Origin of the sequence: Halioglobus sp. Uisw_031 (assembly GCF_047729875.1) — a bacterium.
Classification (GTDB): Bacteria; Pseudomonadota; Gammaproteobacteria; order Pseudomonadales; family Halieaceae; genus Marimicrobium.
The window spans coordinates 1,533,694-1,554,455 of the sequence record NZ_CP159826.1 but is presented as its reverse complement, the minus strand read 5'-3'; the positions used below and the strand labels follow the sequence as shown (position 1 = coordinate 1,554,455).

Annotated in this window: 16 protein-coding genes and 1 pseudogene; 11 read left to right on the top strand and 6 right to left on the bottom strand. The window is 50.9% G+C overall.

Annotation, left to right across the window (positions count from 1 at the left end):
• Positions 1-24: 24 nt before the first annotated feature.
• Positions 25-3,171 carry a proprotein convertase P-domain-containing protein gene (locus tag ABXT62_RS07095; RefSeq protein WP_415357904.1) on the bottom strand — a complete coding sequence of 1,049 codons (3,147 nt, stop codon included), beginning with the start codon at positions 3,169-3,171 and terminating at the stop codon, positions 25-27.
• 254 nt (positions 3,172-3,425) lie between these two features.
• On the bottom strand, positions 3,426-3,698 hold the full coding sequence (locus ABXT62_RS07090) for a hypothetical protein (RefSeq protein WP_415357902.1): 273 nt from the start codon (positions 3,696-3,698) through the stop codon (positions 3,426-3,428).
• A gap of 194 nt (positions 3,699-3,892) precedes the next feature.
• On the opposite strand from ABXT62_RS07090, the gene ABXT62_RS07085 reads away from it, so the two are divergent.
• On the top strand, positions 3,893-4,360 hold the full coding sequence (locus ABXT62_RS07085; protein ID WP_415357901.1) for a fibronectin type III domain-containing protein: 468 nt from the start codon (positions 3,893-3,895) through the stop codon (positions 4,358-4,360).
• Positions 4,361-4,825: 465 nt separating this feature from the next.
• Here the strand turns inward: ABXT62_RS07085 and ABXT62_RS07080 are convergent, their stop codons facing one another.
• Positions 4,826-7,234, bottom strand: coding sequence for a sulfatase-like hydrolase/transferase (locus ABXT62_RS07080; protein ID WP_415357900.1), 2,409 nt, complete (start codon positions 7,232-7,234; stop codon positions 4,826-4,828).
• 333 nt (positions 7,235-7,567) lie between these two features.
• On the bottom strand, positions 7,568-7,888 hold the full coding sequence (locus tag ABXT62_RS07075) for a hypothetical protein (RefSeq protein WP_415357899.1): 321 nt from the start codon (positions 7,886-7,888) through the stop codon (positions 7,568-7,570).
• An 837-nt stretch (positions 7,889-8,725) separates the two neighbouring features.
• Here ABXT62_RS07075 and ABXT62_RS07070 point away from each other — a divergent pair.
• The gene (locus tag ABXT62_RS07070) at positions 8,726-9,100 is read left to right on the top strand and encodes a ferric reductase-like transmembrane domain-containing protein (protein WP_415357898.1); all 375 of its coding nucleotides are present in this window, start codon (positions 8,726-8,728) and stop codon (positions 9,098-9,100) included.
• Positions 9,101-9,359: 259 nt separating this feature from the next.
• Here ABXT62_RS07070 and ABXT62_RS07065 read toward each other — a convergent pair whose 3' ends face one another.
• Positions 9,360-10,247, bottom strand: coding sequence for a DMT family transporter (locus ABXT62_RS07065; RefSeq protein WP_415357897.1), 888 nt, complete (start codon positions 10,245-10,247; stop codon positions 9,360-9,362).
• 77 nt (positions 10,248-10,324) lie between these two features.
• Entirely contained in the window at positions 10,325-11,200 is an 876-nt protein-coding gene (locus tag ABXT62_RS07060; RefSeq protein WP_415357896.1) for a LysR family transcriptional regulator, read from the bottom strand.
• 122 nt (positions 11,201-11,322) lie between these two features.
• On the opposite strand from ABXT62_RS07060, the gene ABXT62_RS07055 reads away from it, so the two are divergent.
• The 9 genes and pseudogenes from ABXT62_RS07055 to ABXT62_RS07015 all read left to right on the top strand — a co-directional run bounded on the left by ABXT62_RS07055 (position 11,323) and on the right by ABXT62_RS07015 (position 20,747).
• A complete protein-coding gene (locus ABXT62_RS07055; RefSeq protein WP_415357895.1) occupies positions 11,323-12,180 on the top strand; it encodes a type 1 glutamine amidotransferase domain-containing protein in 858 nt (285 codons plus the stop codon).
• 30 nt (positions 12,181-12,210) lie between these two features.
• Entirely contained in the window at positions 12,211-12,894 is a 684-nt protein-coding gene (locus tag ABXT62_RS07050; RefSeq protein WP_415357894.1) for a glutathione S-transferase family protein, read from the top strand.
• Between the two features lie 122 nt (positions 12,895-13,016).
• Positions 13,017-14,138 carry an alpha/beta fold hydrolase gene (locus tag ABXT62_RS07045; protein ID WP_415357893.1) on the top strand — a complete coding sequence of 374 codons (1,122 nt, stop codon included), beginning with the start codon at positions 13,017-13,019 and terminating at the stop codon, positions 14,136-14,138.
• Between the two features lie 41 nt (positions 14,139-14,179).
• A complete protein-coding gene (locus ABXT62_RS07040; RefSeq protein ID WP_415357892.1) occupies positions 14,180-15,796 on the top strand; it encodes a hypothetical protein in 1,617 nt (538 codons plus the stop codon).
• 373 nt (positions 15,797-16,169) lie between these two features.
• Entirely contained in the window at positions 16,170-16,415 is a 246-nt protein-coding gene (locus ABXT62_RS07035) for a hypothetical protein (protein ID WP_415357891.1), read from the top strand.
• A 309-nt stretch (positions 16,416-16,724) separates the two neighbouring features.
• Positions 16,725-17,216 (top strand): class I SAM-dependent methyltransferase, encoded by a 492-nt coding sequence (locus ABXT62_RS07030; protein ID WP_415357890.1) that lies wholly within the window; start codon positions 16,725-16,727, stop codon positions 17,214-17,216.
• A 158-nt stretch (positions 17,217-17,374) separates the two neighbouring features.
• A complete protein-coding gene (locus tag ABXT62_RS07025; RefSeq protein ID WP_415357889.1) occupies positions 17,375-18,322 on the top strand; it encodes a transposase in 948 nt (315 codons plus the stop codon).
• A 405-nt stretch (positions 18,323-18,727) separates the two neighbouring features.
• Positions 18,728-19,774, top strand: coding sequence for a CNNM domain-containing protein (locus ABXT62_RS07020; protein WP_415357888.1), 1,047 nt, complete (start codon positions 18,728-18,730; stop codon positions 19,772-19,774).
• A 508-nt stretch (positions 19,775-20,282) separates the two neighbouring features.
• Positions 20,283-20,747, top strand: a pseudogene (locus ABXT62_RS07015) (phage terminase small subunit P27 family).
• Positions 20,748-20,762 lie beyond the last annotated feature (15 nt).

Genomic DNA, 20,762 nt, shown 5'->3' with positions numbered 1-20,762 from the left:
CCCAGAACGATGCCTCAAATCCATTCAGCAGCCAGGCGCTGGAGCCACGGGTATGACCGGCGCACTGGGTGCAGATATTGGACTACTTCCTACATCGTTCGTCGCTGTCGCCAAACAGGCATACGCCTGCCCATTGGTCAGCCCAGAGACTGTGATCGGTGAAGTAGGACTCGTGCCGAAGATTGCGAGAAAATCATTGGCGAAGCATGCGGCAGTGTAGCTGGTGATCGGCGAGCCGCCGTCATCTGCTACGCTAACATTGATAGAAACCTGCGCATTGCCGGGTTCAATATTAGTAATCTGTGGTGCGGAGGGCGGGGCCGCGGGTGTGAATGGTGCGCTGAGTTCAGAGTATGGACTAGCTCCTACAGCGTTCGTCGCTGTCGCTAAACAGGCATACGGCTGACCGTTGGTAAGCCCTGAGACTGTTATGGGTGAGGTCGGGCTAGTGCCTAGATGGTATCCGGTGCCGCCGGCGCATGCGGCAGTGTAGCCGGTGATCGGTGAGCCGCCGTCATCGGCCACGCTAACGCTGACAGAAACCTGAGCGTTGCCGGATTCGATGTTGGTAATCTGTGGCGCGATGGGAACCTGTGATTCCGGTGTGGGCGTGGCACTGACTGAACTCGATAATGGAAGCGTACCTAACCCTGTGACTGGCGCAACAGTGCAATCATACTCCCTGTAGTTTGTGAGGTTTCCTACGGTGATTGGCGAACCCACGCCCTGTGCAGTCTCTATTTCTGTGAGACCTGTGCAAACTGATTCATAGCCTAAGATAGGGAACAAAACGTCTAAGGTGGTTGATAGAGAAAAGGCTAAAGAAATGCTCTCGTCCCTCACAATGGCGGTGTTGATGACTGGCTGACTCGGGCCTGAGACTGAAGCCAGTATCACTTCTACAGACTCACACTCTGTACCGCCGTTTGCCTCAATACCAATGCCTCCATCCACTGAATCATTGGGTGGCCCATCAGGCCAACCTAGCACGGGTGCAAGCCCCTCGCATTTGGTGAGAGCAGAGTTTGCATAGATAGACAAATCGCCGCCTACGCTAGTAAGGTTACTGAGGCGGTCCAAGTTGGTGAGGGCATTATTACCACCGATATCCACATTGCCCAACACGCTAGTGAGATTACTCAGACTGTTCAGGTTCGTAATGTCAAATCCATTCTGGATCGACAGACTGCCGACCATATCGCAACCTTGAGGAAAGGCATCAACTTCGGCTTGTGTGTTCAAAACATAATCGTCCTGTGAGCAATCCGTAGTCCCTGCTACTGGTGTCGCATTGACAGCATTAGACAGCGGGACTGCACCGAGATTAGTGACAGGCGCAACGGTACAGGAATACTCTCTGCCATTGATAAGGTTGTTTACTGTGATAGGTGAATCAGAACTATTGGCTGTCAACTGTTCTGTTAGCTTGATGCCCCACGAATTGAGGACACCCTCGCGCACGAGGGGGCCTGCTTTTACATCTTCTGCAGTCAGCACCCAATCACCATCCATGCTTTCTTGTGCTATCGAGGACAAACTGTCTACTGGGTTAAGCGTAGTTGGAAACGTGCCCACAAGATTCTCACCGCCACTGCTCCCTCGATCCCATAAGGTGAGTACTGTGCCTGCGGGTGAAGTCAAGGTGATGACAAGGTGGGTTGGGTCACTGTGAGTGATGTCGATAGCGACCTCGATTAATGCCGCCGTCGATGTTGGGTCATAGCCATTGACGGTTAGTGTTCTTTGAATAGGGGTATTGTCTAGGAGTGGTGTATTGGGTGCTTCGTTAAGGTTGACATTAGAGCCAGTGCAAGTCGCTTCGTAGCCTGTGATGGGGAAAACAGCGTCCGTGGTAGTTGAAAGAGAAAAGCCCAAAGAAATACTTCCGTTCCCGCCAGTGGCGGTGTTGATAACAGGCTGGCTCGGGCCTGAGACTGAGGCGAGTATAGCTGCTACAGGATTACACGCATCAACTCCGCTAATAGTAATAGTTCCACCCACTGAGTCATCGGGTGGGCCACTCGGCCAACCTAATACGGGTGCAATGCCTTGGCAGTTGGTGAGCCCATAATTGTACAGGATAGACAAATCGCCCCCCACGCTAGTGAGGTTAGCTAGGGCGTCGAGGTTAGTGAGGGCGGTATTACTTTGGATATCCAAATCGCCCCCCAGGCTAGTGATGTTAGCTAGGCCGTCGATGTTGGTGAGGGCGGTATTACTTTGGATATCCAAATCGCCCCCCACGCTAGTGAGGTTAGCTAGGGCGTCGAGGTTAGTGAGGGGATTGCGATAGATAGACAAATTGAAGCCTACGCTAGTGAGGTTAGCTAGCCCGTCGAGGTTGGTAAGCAGCTGGTTTCCGCGGCCGGCGAAAAAACCGGGAAAAGATGGCAGGCCCAAAGTCAAACTGCCCCCCAGGCTAGTGATGTTAGCTAGGCCGTCGATGTTGGTGAGGGAGTCATTGCCAACGATCCACAAACTCTCGACGCTAGTGATGTTAGCTAGGCCGTCGATGTTGGTGAGGGAGTCATTGCCAACGATCCACAAACTCTCGACGCTAGTAAGGCTAGCTAGGCCGTCAAGGTTGGTAAGCGCAGGGTTTCCGTTTCCGCCAGTGCCGGAAAAGTCAAGACCTCCGATTGCCAATTGGCCCCCCACGCTAGTGAGGTTAGCTAGGCCATCGAGGTTGGTGAGGGAGGGATTAATATCGATATCCAATTGGCCCCCCACGCTAGTGAGGTTAGCTAGGCCGTTGATGCTGGTGAGGGAGGTATTACTTACGATATCCAAATCGCCCCCCACGCTAGTGAGGTTAACGAGGCCGTCAAGGTTGGTGAGGGCGGTATTACTTTGGATATTCAAATAGTCCCCAACGCTAGTGAGGTTGACTAGACCGTCGAGGTTGGTGAGGGCGGTATTACTTTGGATATTCAAATAGTCCCCAACGCTAGTGAGGTTAGCTAGGCCGTCTATGTTGGTGATGTCAGTACTACTGAGGACGGTAAGACTACCAAGCACTGAATCACAACCCAGTGGAAAGGCATCAACCGCTGCCTGTGTGGCGAAAGAGTAGGAGTTCTGTGGGCAATCCACCGCCCAAGCACCGCTGCTCCCCACAAGAGACGCAAAGAGCAAACCGATTGAGATGATGTGTCGTAAGTGCGTTTTCATACTCATCCCGCTGCTGGTCAGTGAAGAGACGGTGCGCCATGCAGTGATGATAGTTAGGCATTGAGGCTGCAGGCAACACAATATTTTCTTATGATACCACCTCTAGCAATGTGTGAAAGTAGGGAAAACCCTATCCTTTAGCTAACAAGAACGCCTCCAACTGACTGCTCTGCACTCGCAGCAACTCAGACACCTGCCTGAGCCTTGGCCTCACTGCGCCTTTGTAAGCGTTACTCGACGCCCTCTTCTTCCCTTCATTGCTTGTCGGGCCTGTCGACTGCTCCCACGGTCTCCACTGTTGAATAAGTCGTGCCTGCCTCTCTCGGCGTTCTGGTGTCCATCCGTTCATGACGTTGCTCCATTAGTTCGCTTGGCGGACTTTCTTTTTCCACATGGTTATTTACCTGCTGATGCCCAGCCGAGATATTGGCCTGATTCACGAAGTTAGCCAGCCTAGGGTTCATAATGTCGTTCAGCGCCAGGAAAGCTGCGCGACTCTGCGACTGCGCCCTTAATGCGAACTTCAAGTACAGCTCGACATTGGCATGGTCTATATCGATATTATTCGCGGCCTCAATGGCCAGCTTGTTAAAGATGGCATCCAGCGTAAAAGCCTGGCCAGCGAGTATTCGTTGAGCCAGACGCCCCGAGCATCCGCTCCATAACGGCAGGAGATGGTGAGGGTATCATCAACTTCACACCGGGCCCAGACAATGGCGCATTGATTACCGGCTACACCGCTTATTGCTTCGGCGACACGTTAGCCTTCGGTGAGAGTCCGACCTCACCCATCACCGTCTCGGGGCTGACCAACGGCGAGGCGTATGAGTGTTTAGTAACAGCGACGAACGCGGCAGGAACCAGCCTAGCCTCTGCGGCTAGTGCACCCTTCACGCCCGCGGTTCCACCCGATGCACCACAGATCACAGGCATCATGGCTGGCAACGAACAGGCTATCATCACGTTCACGCCGGGCGCAGACGGCGGCTCACCGATTACGGGCTACACGGCTTATTGCTATGGCGACACGTTAGCATTCGGTGAGAGTCCGACCTCACCCATCACAGTCTTCGGGCTGACCAATGGGCAGGCGTATGTCTGCGCAACCACAGCGACGAACGATTTTGGAGCCAGCCCAGCATCCGCATTCGCACCGGTCACTCCCGTGGCACCGCCGCCTGGCTGCTAACTAGATTTGAGGCATCGTTCTGGGCGTCAGTAACCTGCGTAAAACCTGAGCCTTCTCAAGCCCGCCTAGTGCGGTTTGGAAATATCGTAAGCCGTATCTCCATCGCTAAGCCCGTTAAGATCAGGATGAAATATTCAATCCTAGGCTTATTGCTTTCTGCAATTTTTATGGTGTTTATACGTCAGACAATGCCGTTAAGTCTGCGCTCTCGGGCTTGGAACAGGGTCCATCGTCTTTTTTGGCGGATTTATTTTCCCTGTTTTTGTTGGCTACAACCTGGCGCGCTATCGCAACATGGCCTCAACATCTAACGCACTTTTGTTCTCTGGTATTTGGGTGGCGTGCAGTGCAAGCACGATTACAGCACACTCGGTGACCATCGTTCGATTCATGCAGAGCATTGGGGTACCCGAAGAACACTTCCCTCCATAGCCCTTTTATCCGTCCTATACTTCGACTGAACATTTATTCACGCGGACATTCAATGCCCAAGTAGTCGTTCACCAGCCCATAGTCCGTCAAGTTCGTTGTGCCGCTTTCATCTATATCGTACCAACTACTGCCGCCGGCTTCGGCAAACCTGCTCAGATTGTCCAGATCCTCATCATTGACGACACCATCCTGATTGCCATCGACGCTGGCGAGATAACCCTCGGGTGGACCGGGTGGACAGGGTTGAACGCTGTCAGTAATCAAATTTAACTGGTGCACTAGGTCCACGAAAATCGCTTGTTCGGCACTGTCATCCGGTATACCAGTGTCGGGGTTAATCAAGTTGTCTGCTGGTCTGTCGATCTGCGGATTGTATTTCCTTTCGTCAATGCGATAAAATTCAGTGCTAATGCTCGAAGCACAATTGGGATAATCGCCTGCGGGAGGTTGCTCATCACCGAAAAAGTGGTTCTGCACGACCTTGTAATTGTCATTTCGTATCGCCTCAGCAGACAGTGGGTCCATTTTAAGCATTGGCTCCTCCCGGTCATAGAGATACTGGTTGACCTCACAACACTTGGCGTATCCGCCGACGGGCACATCCGGCTGGTCGGGCTCCACCCCCCACCAAACGCCGTTATTGTCATGGCAAACCGATTTGGAAACGGGGATCTGACTACAACTTGTTTGGTTGAAAGTGCAGGGCTGGTTGATAGTGCCACCGGCCTGATGATTATTACCCACCTGAGTGAAATTGTACTTGCGCTGGCTCTCGACGCCGGGCGTGGTGAGGTAGGGCAACATCGATACGGAATCCAAAGCGCGCGGCACAACCTCATGCACATTTTCGATGCCGGCTACTTCGCCAAACAGTTCGTACAGATCGGCGATATTAACCATGTCGCCAACTTCGCGGTTGGGCTCGCTCACCATCGACCCCGCCACAATCAATGGCACCCAAACACCCGTTTGGTAAGCCGTGCCCTTGGCCCCAAATGGATCAAACGGCAACTTCACGGAGTACCCAAGCGTGCCGTTGTCGCCGAGAATAACAATCAGCGTATTACTATCTGGACTGAGAACCAAAGACTTGTCGTCATTGAGCGTAGCCGCGCCAATAGACACCAGCAGTCGAGACAGCTCGCTATCAAGTGCCTCAATCATCAGCGTGGTGAGTTCGCGTTGTTCAACCAAAACTTGATTCTCAAGTTCAGGTGAGGCTCCCTCAGGCGCGGCACAAAGTAGTCGACTCACTACCTCAGCATCTTCAGACAAAAGTGACTGCGGAGGCTGCATCACCGGGGTATGAGCGGTGGCGAAACTGATAGTCGCCGACCACGGAGTGTCCTTCGGACGACTCGTTATCCAATCGATGGCGCCGTCAACCGGCACAATGCCACGGAAAGTCCGCGCGCGAAGATCTGTAAGCGATACTTCGATGGCCTGACCCTCCTCGTCATTGATCCACAGCGGAGAGACATAATGGGCGCTAAGGATGCTGAAACCCTTCTGTATGTTTTCGGGGGCAGGCATGCTGCACGACTGATTTGGGTCTAGAATTCCACCACTGTCTCGGCAGGCGCGCCCAGGCGGGATACCACCCTCGGCACTCATCTGAGAGCACTGCTCACCACCGCCGGTATAACACGCCCCGGTATCTGCACCATAGAAGGCATCCTGCGCTGCGCTCGGCACAAACCCGCACATGTAGCGGCCCTCGTATTCCTCGCCTAGTCCGGCTGAGGTGTCGATCGAGGAGGGATCACCAGTTTCATCCTCCCAGCCAGAATAGTAGTCCCAACCCAGCGCGCTAACCATGGCATTACCGGCAGGGTTGTTCTGCTGCAAGCCAACATGAAATTTACCGAACAACGCATTCTGGTAGCCGCGTTCTTTTAGCAACTTAGGCATCGTGAGCTCGTAGGGCGAAAGCTGGTAGTTAGCGAGGTCGTACTGGCCCAGCGCGCCTAGCACCTGGGTGCGCAATGGGAATCGGCCGGTAAAAAAAACCGCGCGCGAGGTAGAGCACGCTGGCATGGACCAGGCGTTGCGAAAAAGCACCCCCTGCTGTGCGATGGTGTCGATATTGGGCAGCTGGGGTGATCGATCCAACGGCTGCGATGGAGTGGGGATTTGATTGAAGGGCCCTAGACCACCATAGCCAAATACCGTCATCTGGTCGATACCGACATCGTCCATGACGATAAACAGGATATTCGGGGGAATGGTTTTAGGGTCCTCGTCGTTGTTGTTTGAGGAATTACAGCCAGTTAAAAGCCCCGTCAACGCGATTAGGAGGCACGGAAGCACCGATGAAACACCAATATGATTTATCCCGCATTTTTGCGGCATGCCCTGATATAAAAAGGCTAGATGACCAAAAAGGCGGCGTATTAATGAAGCGAGTACTCCGCGCTGTGGTGCTGTTGAAGTGTTGGTCATAAGAAGCATCGTCCGTGATTTCATTATAAAAAAATGCTAACACAGGAATGCCGATGAGTCACTTGGGTGCTGCGGGCTTGGGAAGGTAGTGCCCTTGGTGGTCGAGTAAAGTGCTAGGTGGTCGCTATCTCTTACTTTGGGGATACTTAAGACCTACAGCGAATATAGCGGGGAATAGCGGTGCGGACGCTGCTGTGGTTTGGGTTACTACCCTACTCAACTGAAACCACGAGCGTGAGAGCCTGTGACAGCAAAACGGCCCCCGAAGGAGCCGCTGTGTATCTGAATATCCAAGGGAACCTATTCAGACTTTGCGAAGCTTTCTGACAGCCACTAGTGATAGCAGTCCTGCCATGATGCCCAGTAGCCAAAGTGGGCTGGTTGGGACGGGCGTTGCTGCTGGGGCTGCTGCTTGGGTCGCGGTGACACTTCCTGTTTGGCCAGTATCAGGCGTAAAGGTTCGCTGCGGATTATCCCAGCCCGAAGCACCTTGAGCACTTGCTCCTCCTCTCCAGATAGCCCGGCACCTTTGCAGATGCCTCTCAATCGAAGAATCAGCTCGCCCTCGCTGTCTTCGTTGCTGATCATCAAGACTTTTCTGCGGTCCACGCTGCCATCGCCCACGAAACCTGTAAGGTCTCTTCCCAATGTCATAGACAGGGCCATAGAAAGCATAAGTCAGACAATGCCGTTAAGTCTGCTCTCACTCGGGCTTGGACCATGGTCCATCATCTTTTTTGGCGTATTTATTTTCCCTGTTTTTGTTGGCTACAACCTGGCGCGTTATCGCAACATGGCCTCAACATCTAACGCACTTTTGTTCTCTGGTATTTGGTTGGCCTGCAGTGCAAGCACAATTACAGCACACTCGGTGACCATCGTTCGATTCATGTAGAGCATTGGGATAGCGGAAGAACATTTCCCTCCATAGCCCCGCCCTACCCTATCGCACCTGGTGCCACCCTCCAGAGCACCCCTGGGCCATTACCTCTTTTTGCAGGAAGCGAATCCACAGCCCCAAATCAGCAAGGACGCTACTGAAAAACGTGTGGCACGGACGGTTGCATGCTATCACTCAGACATTGACGGATATGCATTGTGCGATCACCTCAGCGAACAACTTTCCAGGGAAATCGGTGGTTATTTCGAGAACTTCTCCGATTCAGTTAGCAGGATCAGTGAGGAAACCTACTGTCAACAGGCCGTTTATTTGTCCTATACTTCACCTATACAGAATAATTTTTTTTACTCTGATAACGACACCCAGAAAGGAACCAATGTATGAAACTACATAGCTGGAATATCACTTACTGGGTTGGAGGTTTAATCCTGCTTGCGGTTACGCTATTTCTGGTGTCCTCTCCGTGGAACGCAGACAGCATACTCGTAACGATACGGTCCACAGGAAGAAGTTCTCTATTCTTATTCTCCCTCGCCTTTACTGCATCCAGTGTGTACTAATTCTGGAAAGCACCTTTTTCAAAATGGGTCTTGCAGAATAGGCGCTATATCGGCGTCAGCTTCGCTGCCTCGCACTTTATCCACCTCGGCCTTATTACTTTAGTATCTGTTGTTTTTCCTGAGCCGTTCCTTGAAGACCAGGCACCAAGCCAGTGGATATTCGGCGGCATCGGCTATGTCTTTATTGCACTGATGGCACTGACCTCATCAGATAAGGCTCAGTATCGGCTGGGCATGAAGAATTGGAAAAAACTTCATCTCATCGGCGGTTATTACCTTTGGTTTGTTTTCTTTATGACCTACGTTAAGCACACCAAAATCGACCCGGGTTTTTATACCCCTTTCCTCGTCTTCACCATCGCCGTATTACTACTGCGTTTAATCAAACACTTTAAAGCCAAGTAGTTCAGCAAAATGCAACTGACGTTTCCGATCGCCGTGGTGGGGCTGTCAAAGTCATCGCTTGCAGCGACGAGCAGGACGCCATCGATCGAATCCTGGCGTAAAATGCGCGCATCATAGCTGCACCCTTTATTCTTGCTGCTTTAAATGTAGTCGCTTTGCTGGATATCGCTCAGATTTTCACGCACCTGAAAATACAGCTTAATCTTTGGTAGCGAACTAGGGGAAACATACTTCACAGTGACGCTAATCCTTAATGTGCTTAGAGGGCAGGGCTAACTTTACGTTTTCGCTGCTGTTCCCAAAGCAGAGAATAGACACCAGCTCCAACGATTAGCCCCGCTCCTGCCGCAGTCCATGGGTCTAAGGTCTCTCGAAAAATAGTAAGGCCGATCACTGTGGCGAACACTAACTGAAAATAGGCAAATGGTTGCACCGTTCCCGCTTCAGCAGCCTCGTAGGTTTTGATGAGCAACCAGTGGCCACCAACGCCTGTCACGCACAAGATGCCCATCCAAATCCAATCAGTCCCGTGTAAAGATGCCCAAAAGAAGGGCCCTATGCAGGTTATTGCTGCCGCGCCAGCAACGCCCGTCCAAAAAAAGCTGGTCGCGGCGCTGTCATCACGTGCAGCGCGTCGTGTTAAGAGACCATATAGGGCGAACATTAACGCGGCGAGTAGGGGCACCAGAGCGTCTATCGAAAAGACTCGCAGGCCAGGGCGCAGGATAATCAGCACGCCGATAAAGCCCACTGCAATAGCCGTCCACCCCCGCCAGCCCACCTTTTCTGTGAGCACTGGCCCGCTCAATGCAGCGATCAACAGAGGGTACAGGGTGAAAATCGCGTGGCTTTCAATTAGGCCAAGTAACGTGAATGCAAGCACCATTACGCAGATCTCTGCCACCAGCAGCAATCCGCGAAGAATCTGCAGAACCGGTTGTGTGGTGCGCGTGGCTGCTCTAATACCGCCGGGACGGCAGGCGCTGAGCGTTATGACAAAGATTGCGAAGAACCAGTATCGGACCATGACAATCATCACGACATTGTATTCTGAGGCCAGATACTGACTTATCCCATCTTGCACAGCGAAGACAAACGTAGTCGCGATCATCAACGCGATGCCACGGTTGGCGTCGTTATATTGCATATGCACCTCCGTGGTATTGATCGCTATACTTCGTAAGTAACGATACGACGCTAGCGGCGCTAACAAAGTGGCGTTGTTTATGTGTTCCAGTGCTTCGTCAGTGCGCCGCCTAACTGCTCAATCATAAAGTCCCTAAAAACCCTGATTCGCTCCCGGTTGCGCAAATCCGGGTGGCTGAGCAGCCACACCCCCTGGTCGAATTGATACAGCGCCGGTGATACCGCCTGCAACTGGTGTGTTTTCGGGAATCGCAACGGGGATAACAAACTTACACCCATACCCGCATTGACCGCCTCAAACAGTTCATTGTAGCTGTTGGTTCGCAACACGATTCGCGCGTTGGGGATTTCCCGCTTCAGTGCAGGTTCCATATTCAGCAAACTATTGTCATCGTGCCAAACCAGCCAATCATATTCATCTAGGTTCCGCGTTCCCGCCCGTTCAAGATAGGCACGACTACCGAATATATTAATGGGGAGTTGACCAAGCTTGCGGGCGACCAACGCCTCCGGCGGATTATTGGTCAGACGAATGGCAACATCGGCCTCCATTCGAGCTATTTCGCTACGCTCAGCGCCTGCAGTCAGCACCAAATTGATGTCCGGATACCGGTGGTGGAACGCAACCAGCAATGGGGCCAGATTCAATAGACCGCTGCTGGGCTTGCTGATTTTCAGGGTGCCACGCAGTTCGGCCTCACTGCCGCTGAAGACACCCTGGATCTGATTTATCTCACGTTCTACCTGAGCTGCGTGCGCTTTTAGGGAAAGCCCATCGTCAGTTAACCGATAACCGTTATTGAGACGATCAAACAAGCGGACGTTGAGTTGCTGTTCCAGCTTTTCCAGGCGCCGGGCAACCGTTGAATGATTGACGCGCAGCTGCTTGGCCGCGCCACTCAAGGAGCCGGTGCGCGCTACTGCCAGAAAGTACTCTAAATGACCCCACTCCATTTGTGCATATTCGCACAATGGTTATGCAATTGTCGATAATTTACGCATAACAAAACAGGGGGTAGACTACTGCACGGTCCATAAATGAACCCACTCCCTTATAACTTGAACAGGGCTGCAACATGAAAGCGAAATTAATCAAAATTGTAGGCGGCATAGTCCTCGGGCTCGCCTTATTGGTCCTGGCGCTGCCAACGATCTTGCACAAGGCGGGTTTACACCCTGAATATGACGGCGAAGCAGTGCAACTACCCGCAGGCAAACGAGCGTTGATTATTGCGACCAACCAGGCCGTTTTGTCTGCCCCCGGTGAGACCACTGGCGATGCCACCGGCGTGATGGCGTCAGAGATGACCCACCCTTACTATCGATTCCTCGATGCGGGCATGCAGGTTGATCTGGCCAGCGTCAAAGGTGGAGAAATCCCCGTCGATCCCCAGACCTTGAACCGCATATTAAAAACCCCGGAAGACGACCGCTTCTTGGCCGACCCGGCATTTCTGGCCAAGGTCGAAAATTCAATGCGCATTGATGACGTTGATTTTACCCAGTACGACATCATCTTTATATCCGGAGGTTGGGGAGCGGCCTACGATTTGGGCTATTCACCCGTATTGGCCGAGAAGGTCAGTGAAGCATACTACGCCAGCAACGAACCGGTTATTGGTGGCGTTTGCCATGGCGTATTGGGCCTCATTAATGCAAAAGACCGTGACGGTAAGCCGTTGATCGCCGGTCGGCGTATGACCGGTGTCACTGACAAACAGATTAAGGAACTGGGCATAGAAATTACTCCCCAGCACCCCGAGACAGAACTGCGCAAAGCCGGTGTTGTTTTTGAAAGCAACACCAGGTTCGTAGACTTCCTTGCCACCCTCGTTGTGGTCGACGATGAAGAGCGTTTTGTTACCGGCCAGAATCAGAATTCCGGTCGAGAAACAGCGCACAAGATGCTGGTATTAATTGCAGAAAAATCCTAGTAATACACCGACTCACTGGAGATACATGCAATGATTGAACTCTACACAGCCCCTACACCCAACGGCCATAAAGCGTCCTGTGCGCTAGAGGCACTGGAACTCGAGTACAACACCCACACAGTCAATATCGGCGAAGGCGATCAGCATAAGCCTGAATTTCGGGCAATCAATCCCAATGGCCGTATCCCCGCGATTATTGACCGCGACCTTGATGACCTGGCTATCTTCGAATCGGGCGCGATCATGATTCACCTGGCAGAAAAAACCGGTCGTTTGCTACCCACGGATGCCAAAGGCCGCGCCCGGGTTATCCAATGGCTGATGTTCCAGATGGGCGGCGTTGGCCCAATGATGGGCCAGGCCAATGTGTTTTACCGTTATTTCCCGGAAAAGATTCAACCTGCGATTGACCGCTACCAAAACGAATGCCGCCGCTTGTTTGAGGTGCTCGACACACGCCTGGGTGAAAGTGAATGGCTGACGGACGACTACTCCATTGCCGATATCGCCAACTGGTGTTGGGCTCGCACCCACAAGTGGTCGGGCGTATCCATTGACGGACTCGACAACCTGCAGCGCTGGTTAGCTGCCATGTATGAACAACCGGGTATGAAAGCGGGTATCGATGTACCGTTCAGTCTGGGTAATCTTCTGGACGACGAAGAGGAGCAGGAAAAGTTTAAAGCCAAAGCACGGCAAGCGTTGCAAAAGTAACCTGCGGTCGGTGCATCCGGCACCTTTTGTCTGCGCGATATAGTGGCAATTACTGCGAGTTAAATTTCTCAGATGCGAGAGCTGTAAGCGTTTTGTAAAAGACAGAAAAACGGACTTGGAACATGTTCAGACATCTCAGCATTAAAGCTATTGTGATTCCATTCATCGTAATTGTCCTATCAATGGTGATTTATTCATTATGGAATCCCTTGGATAATTCCAACACTATTGGGGAGTTTTATAACAGTCATCCCGACGCTGGGCCCGATGCAGAATCGTGGGGTCGTGGCGGATCGTATTTCCGTTGGCGATCAAGCCTGTCCGAAAACAGTCGATGGCCCGAGCTAAATATTTTTTACCGTACTTTCGGCAATAGTGATAACCCCGCCATCGTGATGATTCATGGCTGGCCAACAAGTAGTTATGATTTTAAAGAGCTTATTAGCGAGCTAGAAAAAGAATACTTTATCGCGGTTATCGATACGCCGGGGTATGGTTTTTCTGACAAACCCAAGGGAGACTACCGCTATTCCATTCCCGATGATGCTCAGCTTGTCGATTACTTCATTCGAGAGATTTTGGGCCTCAGCAGATTTACCCTGTTAACCCATGACAAAGGCGATAGTGTCGGATTTGCGTTTCTTAACCTCTATCAACAGACAGGCTCATCCCCTTATCAGATAGATCACCACGTCATTCTCAACGGTGGCATATATCTTCCTTTGGCAGAGTTATCCGCTGGCCAGAAATATTTGACGCTACCAGGTTTTGGTGACTTTGTGACTCGCTTTATTTTAACCCCTGATAGATTCACAACGGAATTGGCAAAGGTATATTCGCCTACGTTAACCCAGGAAGAGCAGCTAAACATGTCGTCTACCTTTAGGTACCAGGGTGGCACTACGGTGTTTCCGAAAACCCTCAGGTATCTTCAGGATCGGCGCAAGCTTGAAAAAACGTGGCTGCAGGCGCTGAGTCGAAGTGAGATACCCGCCACTCTAATTTGGGGTGAGCGAGACCCGATTGCGAAAACAGAGATTGCCGATTTTGTCTGGGAGAACTATTTACGAAACAGAGATATTGCTGCTTCCTATTGGCGCCTGCCTTGCGCCTCGCATTATCCCCAGAATGATCAACCGAAAATTATCGCTCAGTTAGTGCGACAGTCGTTGTCTGCTGAAGGCGCTGCACTTACTGGAGTGAAAAACTCAAAATGCGCTCCTGTTCTGGCAGAGCAGACGTAGCATAGCAAGCGACACTAACCCCACAAAATGCAGATACTAATATGAAATCCCGATCCCGCTCGCGTTTGTTCAAGGCCTTTGTTTGGTCCATTTTGTTCTCTCTGCTAGGTGCTTGTAGTGACGGCGACAATGGCGCACAGACCCCGCCTGAGCCTATGACCGCTGTCGATGCGGCATCTATGTTGCAACAATATATTACTCCCAACGTGACTCAAGTCCGTGTTGTGGCCAGCGACGCCTCAGGCAGCATAACTTCCACAGACCTTTTTACACGAGAGGAAGCCGCCAATTTTAGAGTGCCTACCGCCGCTGAAAAAGTGGAGATGGGGTTGCTAACGGTATCAGACCAGCAAATTGGGGTGATCATATTTCAGCCTAACGGTGACAAAATGACGCTTATTCTGCCTGGAGATGGCCTTGCACCGCCTGATGTTCTTGACCTCGATATTGTTATTAACGCAGACCTTTGGGACCGTGAGGCCAAGATGCTCGCGGGAGGGCTAGGGTTCTCCAATATTATTGGGATACCTGGGTTTACAGGAACTGATTCTTACAGCGAGCAGCTGGTAAAGGAAGCTGGAGGTAACTGGAATACGCTGACCGGCTGTGGCGAAATAGCACCTACCTCAAGTGATTACACCTCCGCCCAGTCAACAAGCAAGATGCTGCTGATAAACGGTTTGCCGGAGATTTTCTATGGCGGAGGTATGCCTATTGAGTTCTCGTGGCCGATCTTGTTCAGCACGGCAGAAGGCAGTGACTTCCTAGTCACACTTAACGATTACAGTCAGGTGTATCCTGATCACGCCACCATGACACCTAATTTTGACTATAATGAGCGTGCCGTTGTGGTTTTATTCGGGCAGCTTGGAAATCGTTTAGAGCTGGATGATCCAAATGTGCTATACCCGGTCCGGATTGAAGTTGTTGATGACGGAACGCCTCTGATGATGGTTGGGCCAGATGGTTTTTTACAATCAGCAGTGGGCTTATTTGCCAATGCGCCAGGCTCTCCTTATCACACCCCCGGCAACGGCCCAAGACTCACAGGTGCTAAATTAAACATCACATCTGCGATCGGCGATGAGGGGCCGCCCGGCTTCACCGCAAATACACCTAATGATGGTATTAGCCTTTACGGTGACGATGCACAGTATCGCCTTAGGGTCTACACCACGGGCGGCTATACACCCGATGGCATAACCGGCCTTAAGCCGAATCAGTACAATAACTTTTTTCAGGTGCAGGTAAAAAATGATGCGGGAGAATTAATTCCCCTTCTTCAAGCTGGTACCGAATATCTAATAGATGATCAAAAAATTGAGGTGGTCGGCCTCGCAGAGCTCGGTGTGCCAGGCCAAGTGGTTGATGGCAACGACTGTTATTTAGAAGACAGAGATAATCAAATTGACATTATTTTAAAGGGTGACTTGCCAGCGATAAGCAAAGTTGTTGGTGTTCGCGTTCCTTCAGAGCAACCGGCTGGCCAGCATACCCCCGACGGTTATTGGCAGTTCTACAACCCAGGTGGTCCCGGTAACACTCCAGTGGCAGGCACCACTTACACGCAAGGTAGCCCAGACCACATCGTACCGGTGACCATCGCAATTGACGATCCCATGACGGTGACATACATCGACTTGCGAACATCTAACTGAACATGAAAATGCCATTTGGGTTTGTGATTAACGCTTTATCGGCATTTTTCTTACTGCCGGTCTGCTATCGGTTGCTGCGCCTGAGTTACTGGCGGGCGACGCGGTCGCGACTACCGGTTCGATCGCATCCGCCGGCGCGTCTGCTACGTATGCTGGAGGCGCGGTCTGAGCGCACATCGGCGGTGCATGCTATCGCTCAGGAATGACCGTATATGAATTGCACGGTCACCTCAGCGAACAATTTTTCAGGGCAGTAGGTGGTTATTTCGAGAATTTCTAAAGTTCACCTGGCAGGATCAGTGAGAAAATCTACTCCCGACAGGCCGTTTATTTGTCCTATACTAGGCCTCAGGTGTTTATTTGAGGTTACGGTATGGCTATAAAATATAGATTAGTTGCAGGTATGGCCACAATGCCTACTCGATCTCACACCGCACCTTTAGCGATAAAAAGCCTGGGTGGTCAGTTTGATAAGTTTTATTTGATAGTAAACGGTTTTCAAGAAGTGCCGGATTGGGCTGATATTCCTGGCGTTACCCCTGTTCTGCCTAAAGATAATCGTGATTACGGTGCTGCAGGAAAATTACTTGGTCTTTTTTATTTGTCTTATACTTTATAGTACGCTCAAGCAATGACTGAGTTATATCCAATCCCTGAGCGAAATAAGACCCTGGCTGAAAGGTTGGCTGAAATTTTCAGGGTGACCTTAGGGTACTGCGAATCGTGCTCCAAGCCTTCTTTTTTCAGGAGCTGGAATGAAAACTTTCGCGAAACGGGCCTCTGCATTCTCTGTGGCTCCAAGAGTCGGCAGAGGCAGATTGCGCGTGTTGCGGGCACGGTATACCGCGAAAACTCTGAGTATCAATGCCTGGGGAAAAACAATTTAAAAATATATAACCTTGAGTCTAACCATTCGCTGCACAGAATTATGAAAGACAAACCTGGCTACTGTTCCTCTGAGTACCTGGGACCTGAGTATTACCCAGGTCAAGTGGTCGACGGTGTGCGCCATGAGGATGCTCACCAACTCTCGTTTGATGATTGCAGCTTTGATTTAGTGATTTCTTCCGACGTCTGGGAGCACCTTCCTGATCCATACACGGCGCACCGAGAAATATTCCGCGTGCTAAAGCCGGGGGGTCGCCACATTTTTACTATACCGTTCTATCAAGCTTCGATATTGGATGAGACTCGGTCGGTGGTTAACAAGGCAGGGGAAATCGAATACTTACTGGATCCAATCTATCACGTCGATCCCATTAGCGACGAAGGTAGCCTGGTGTATTCAATTTTTTCTATCGAGACTTTAGTGAAGCTAAAGCACCTAGGGTTTCACACCACTTTGCACAAGCTCTACTCCCCAGTTCGCGGAATACTCGGAAACAATGGCTTAGTACTCGATGCCTTGAAGCTTTATTGAGTCTAGTGCCCCTTGCTGCACAAGTTCGCAAAAGTAACTAGACAAAAAGCTCACCTCTCACCGCTCTGATGAAAATCGCCGCATAGTCCTCGGCACTCAACAGGACGGGGTTTCCGCTACGCTACCTGTTCGCTGCCCATCCCCAGGCAATGGGCAAGGTGCTGGGCATTATTTACCGCGCAACTTCTACACATCTGATCCACAAGGCTGGATACCGACTCCAGGACGGGGCGACTGGTGCGGTAACGTTGATACAACGCTTCGGATCAGCCTTAAACCTCAATATACATTTTCACATCCTGTTTCTGGATGGCGTCTATGTATATCGAGGCGATCGATCACCCCGATTTCAACGCCTCAAAGCGCCGGTTAAAGACGAGCTGGAGGATCTGGTTCAGCTTATCAGCCAACGTGTCGGCCGCTGCCTGGAACGACAGGGCTTGCTGGAGCAGGACACCGAGAGCGCCTGGCTGGAACTCGATCCCACAGACGAGGCGGATGCCATGCCTCATATCCTGGACAGTTCCGTGTCTTATCGGATCGCCGTCGGCCCGCAACAGGGTCGCAAAGCCTTCATGATTCGCACCCTCCGCCCACTCGACCGGCCTAATCCCGGACTGGAACACGTCGCCAAGGCCAATGGATTTTCCCTGCACGCCGGCGTGAGTTGTGAGGGGCATCAAACGGACAAACGGGAGCGACTCTGCCGGTACATCGCTCGCCCCGCCGTGGCCATCCCACGTCTATCACTCAGCTCTATGGGCAAGGTGGTTTACACCCTGAAGACGCCTTACCGAGACGGAACAACCCAGGTGGCCTTCGATCCGGTGGATTTCATTGCACGATTGGCAGCCCTGGTACCGAAGCCGAGGGTCAATCTTACCCGTTATCATGGCGTCCTCGCGCCGAACCATCGCTGGCGCGGACTGGTCACTCCGGCAAAACGAGGCAAAGGTGCAATGCGCCCTGCCGATAGTGACGTCGTCTCATCGATCCAGCGTCATGCCGCTATGACCTGGGCCCAGCGACTCAAGCGAGTATTCAATATCGACATTGAAGTCTGGCAGCCGCTGCGGCGGATCTGTCAGAGTCATCGCTTGTATTGACGACCAGGACGTCGTCGACCGGATCCTGGCCCATCTTCGCGAGACGGAAAAGGAAGCCCCTGCCCGGCCCCTTCTGGTACCGCCAACCAGGGCGCCACCTGCCACGCTGTCTCTTTTCGCCGGGACGGAGTTTCATCAGCAGGGACGCCACTGAAAACCCCATGGCACGGACTGCTGCGGGCTCTCGTTCAGGAATGGACGAATAGGAATTGCCCGGTCACCTCAGCGAACAACTTTTCAGGGCAGTAGGCGCGTATGTCGCGAATTTCTCTAGTTCAGTTAGGGACATCAGTCAGTAAATCTACTACCAACAGGACGTTTATTTGCCCTAAACTCACCAACCTAGTTTTTGTGACTACTCGGTGTATGATAACCATCACTAAAAAACTTCGGAACGTATCCTGAATGACTGTGTTATTAATCTATTTAACTATCGCTATCGGCGTGTCATTTCTTTGTTCAATACTGGAGGCGGTACTCCTTTCAATTACACCAAGCTTTGTTGAACAGGTATCATCAAAAAAACCGCGCGCGGCTAAAAAACTGGTCAAAATCAAAACTCAATTAGATGAATCATTGTCTAGCATATTAATTCTTAACACTTTTGCTCATACTATGGGTGCAGCCGGCGTGGGCTCTCAAGCCGTGCAAGTTTTTGGCGCCAAATGGGAAACATTAATCGCCGTTTTACTTACCTTGGCGATTCTTTATTTCTCTGAAATCATCCCCAAAACTCTAGGTGCAACTTTCTGGCGAAAACTAGCTATCCCCTCTGCTTTCGTCATTTCCTGGTTAATCAAATTAGTCTTTCCCTTAGTTTGGATAGCAACACGCTTAACCAGATTATTCAGCAGTGCTAAGGAAGATCAAATTACCCGTGAAGAAATTATTGCCCTAGCATCCCTAGGCCACAAAGACGGCAACCTTGTCGCTCATGAAAATCAATACTTATCTAACCTCTTAAAACTGCGTGAGATAAAAACTGAACAAGTTTTAACGCCACGCAGTGTGGTCCATATGTTATCTGAAAACGCCACTGTTACTGAATCTTTGGATGATGAAAAAACAGTCCAATTCACTCGTATGCCAGTTTATGGTGCTAGTATTGACGACATCATTGGCCTCGTAAACAAACGTGATTTATTTCAAGCCGAACGCAAAGGAAATGGCACGTCAATAGTAGGAAGTGAAGTTAAACCCATTACCCGTGTTTCTGAAAAACTACCCGTACAAAAGCTACTCGACATGTTTATAAAAAACCGCGAACATTTATTTTTAGTCGAAGATGAGTTTGGTCAAACCGCTGGCGTTGTAACATTAGAAGATGCCATTGAAACTTTGCTAGGCCGAGAAATAGTCGACGAGACTGACGCTGTTGAAGACATGCAAGAGCTTGCTCGCGGTAATTACCGAGCGAGATTACGTAACAATAAATTACAGGATGATGTTTGATACTCTAATCATACCTCTATCTATTTGACCCTAGAATTCAACTACTACTGATGCCATATAGTAATAGGAACGGATGTTTCATTGGCAATCCATATCACCTTGAAACTGCAGACGTCTATGATTATTAGGTAAAGAACATGCATCTCTAATAAAGCCTATTCATAATGTTCTTCATATTAGACAATATATACAAAGCAGTACGCTACTGAAAAACGTGTTACACGGACCATTGCATACTCTCGCTCAGAAATGCACAAATATACATTGTGCGATCACCGCAACGAAAAACTTTTCAGGGCTGGGAGCCCAAATCGCAACCCCTCTCAGGCAGCCTGTAATACGTTCTAAGCGACGATAGTTTCGAGGCATGCGTGACTAATGTTTCGCCCTATAGGGGCATAGGGGGGGCTAAAGTCTAGCCACCTGCCTCCGACATACCGTTAGGGTAGTCACATTTTTGTACGTGCATTTTGACAAATTATTTTTGAAATCAATTTAAGAGAAAGTTATGCCAGGAAGAAAGAACATACCCAACAAACTGAAATTAGTGAAGGGCACGTTGCAACCATGCAGAGAGACCACGATCACACCGAAGCCCAAGAGAGATAAGGGAGCCTACATCAAGATGCGCAAGGGTATTATGAATAAGACAGCACAGCAACAATGGCAACTTATGGCTCCGGAGTTAACCGCAGCCGGACTCCTTACGCCTCTGGAAGTCTATGCGTTCGAGATGTATTGCGTGGCCTATGCCCAATGACAGGACGCACTCGGGCAACTAGAAGTCATGGGCTCAGTTATCAAAGGACGTGCTGGAATTCAAGTTATCAACCCATATGTCAAGATCGCAAATCAAGCATTCATTCAACAACGTCAGATGCTGCTGGAATTTCAGTGTACCCCCGCGAGCCGAGTTAAAGCTGGTGGCAACGAGATCGAGGATGATGAAGATGACGGCGATCCCCTGGCGTAATGCCGTGGTTCAATA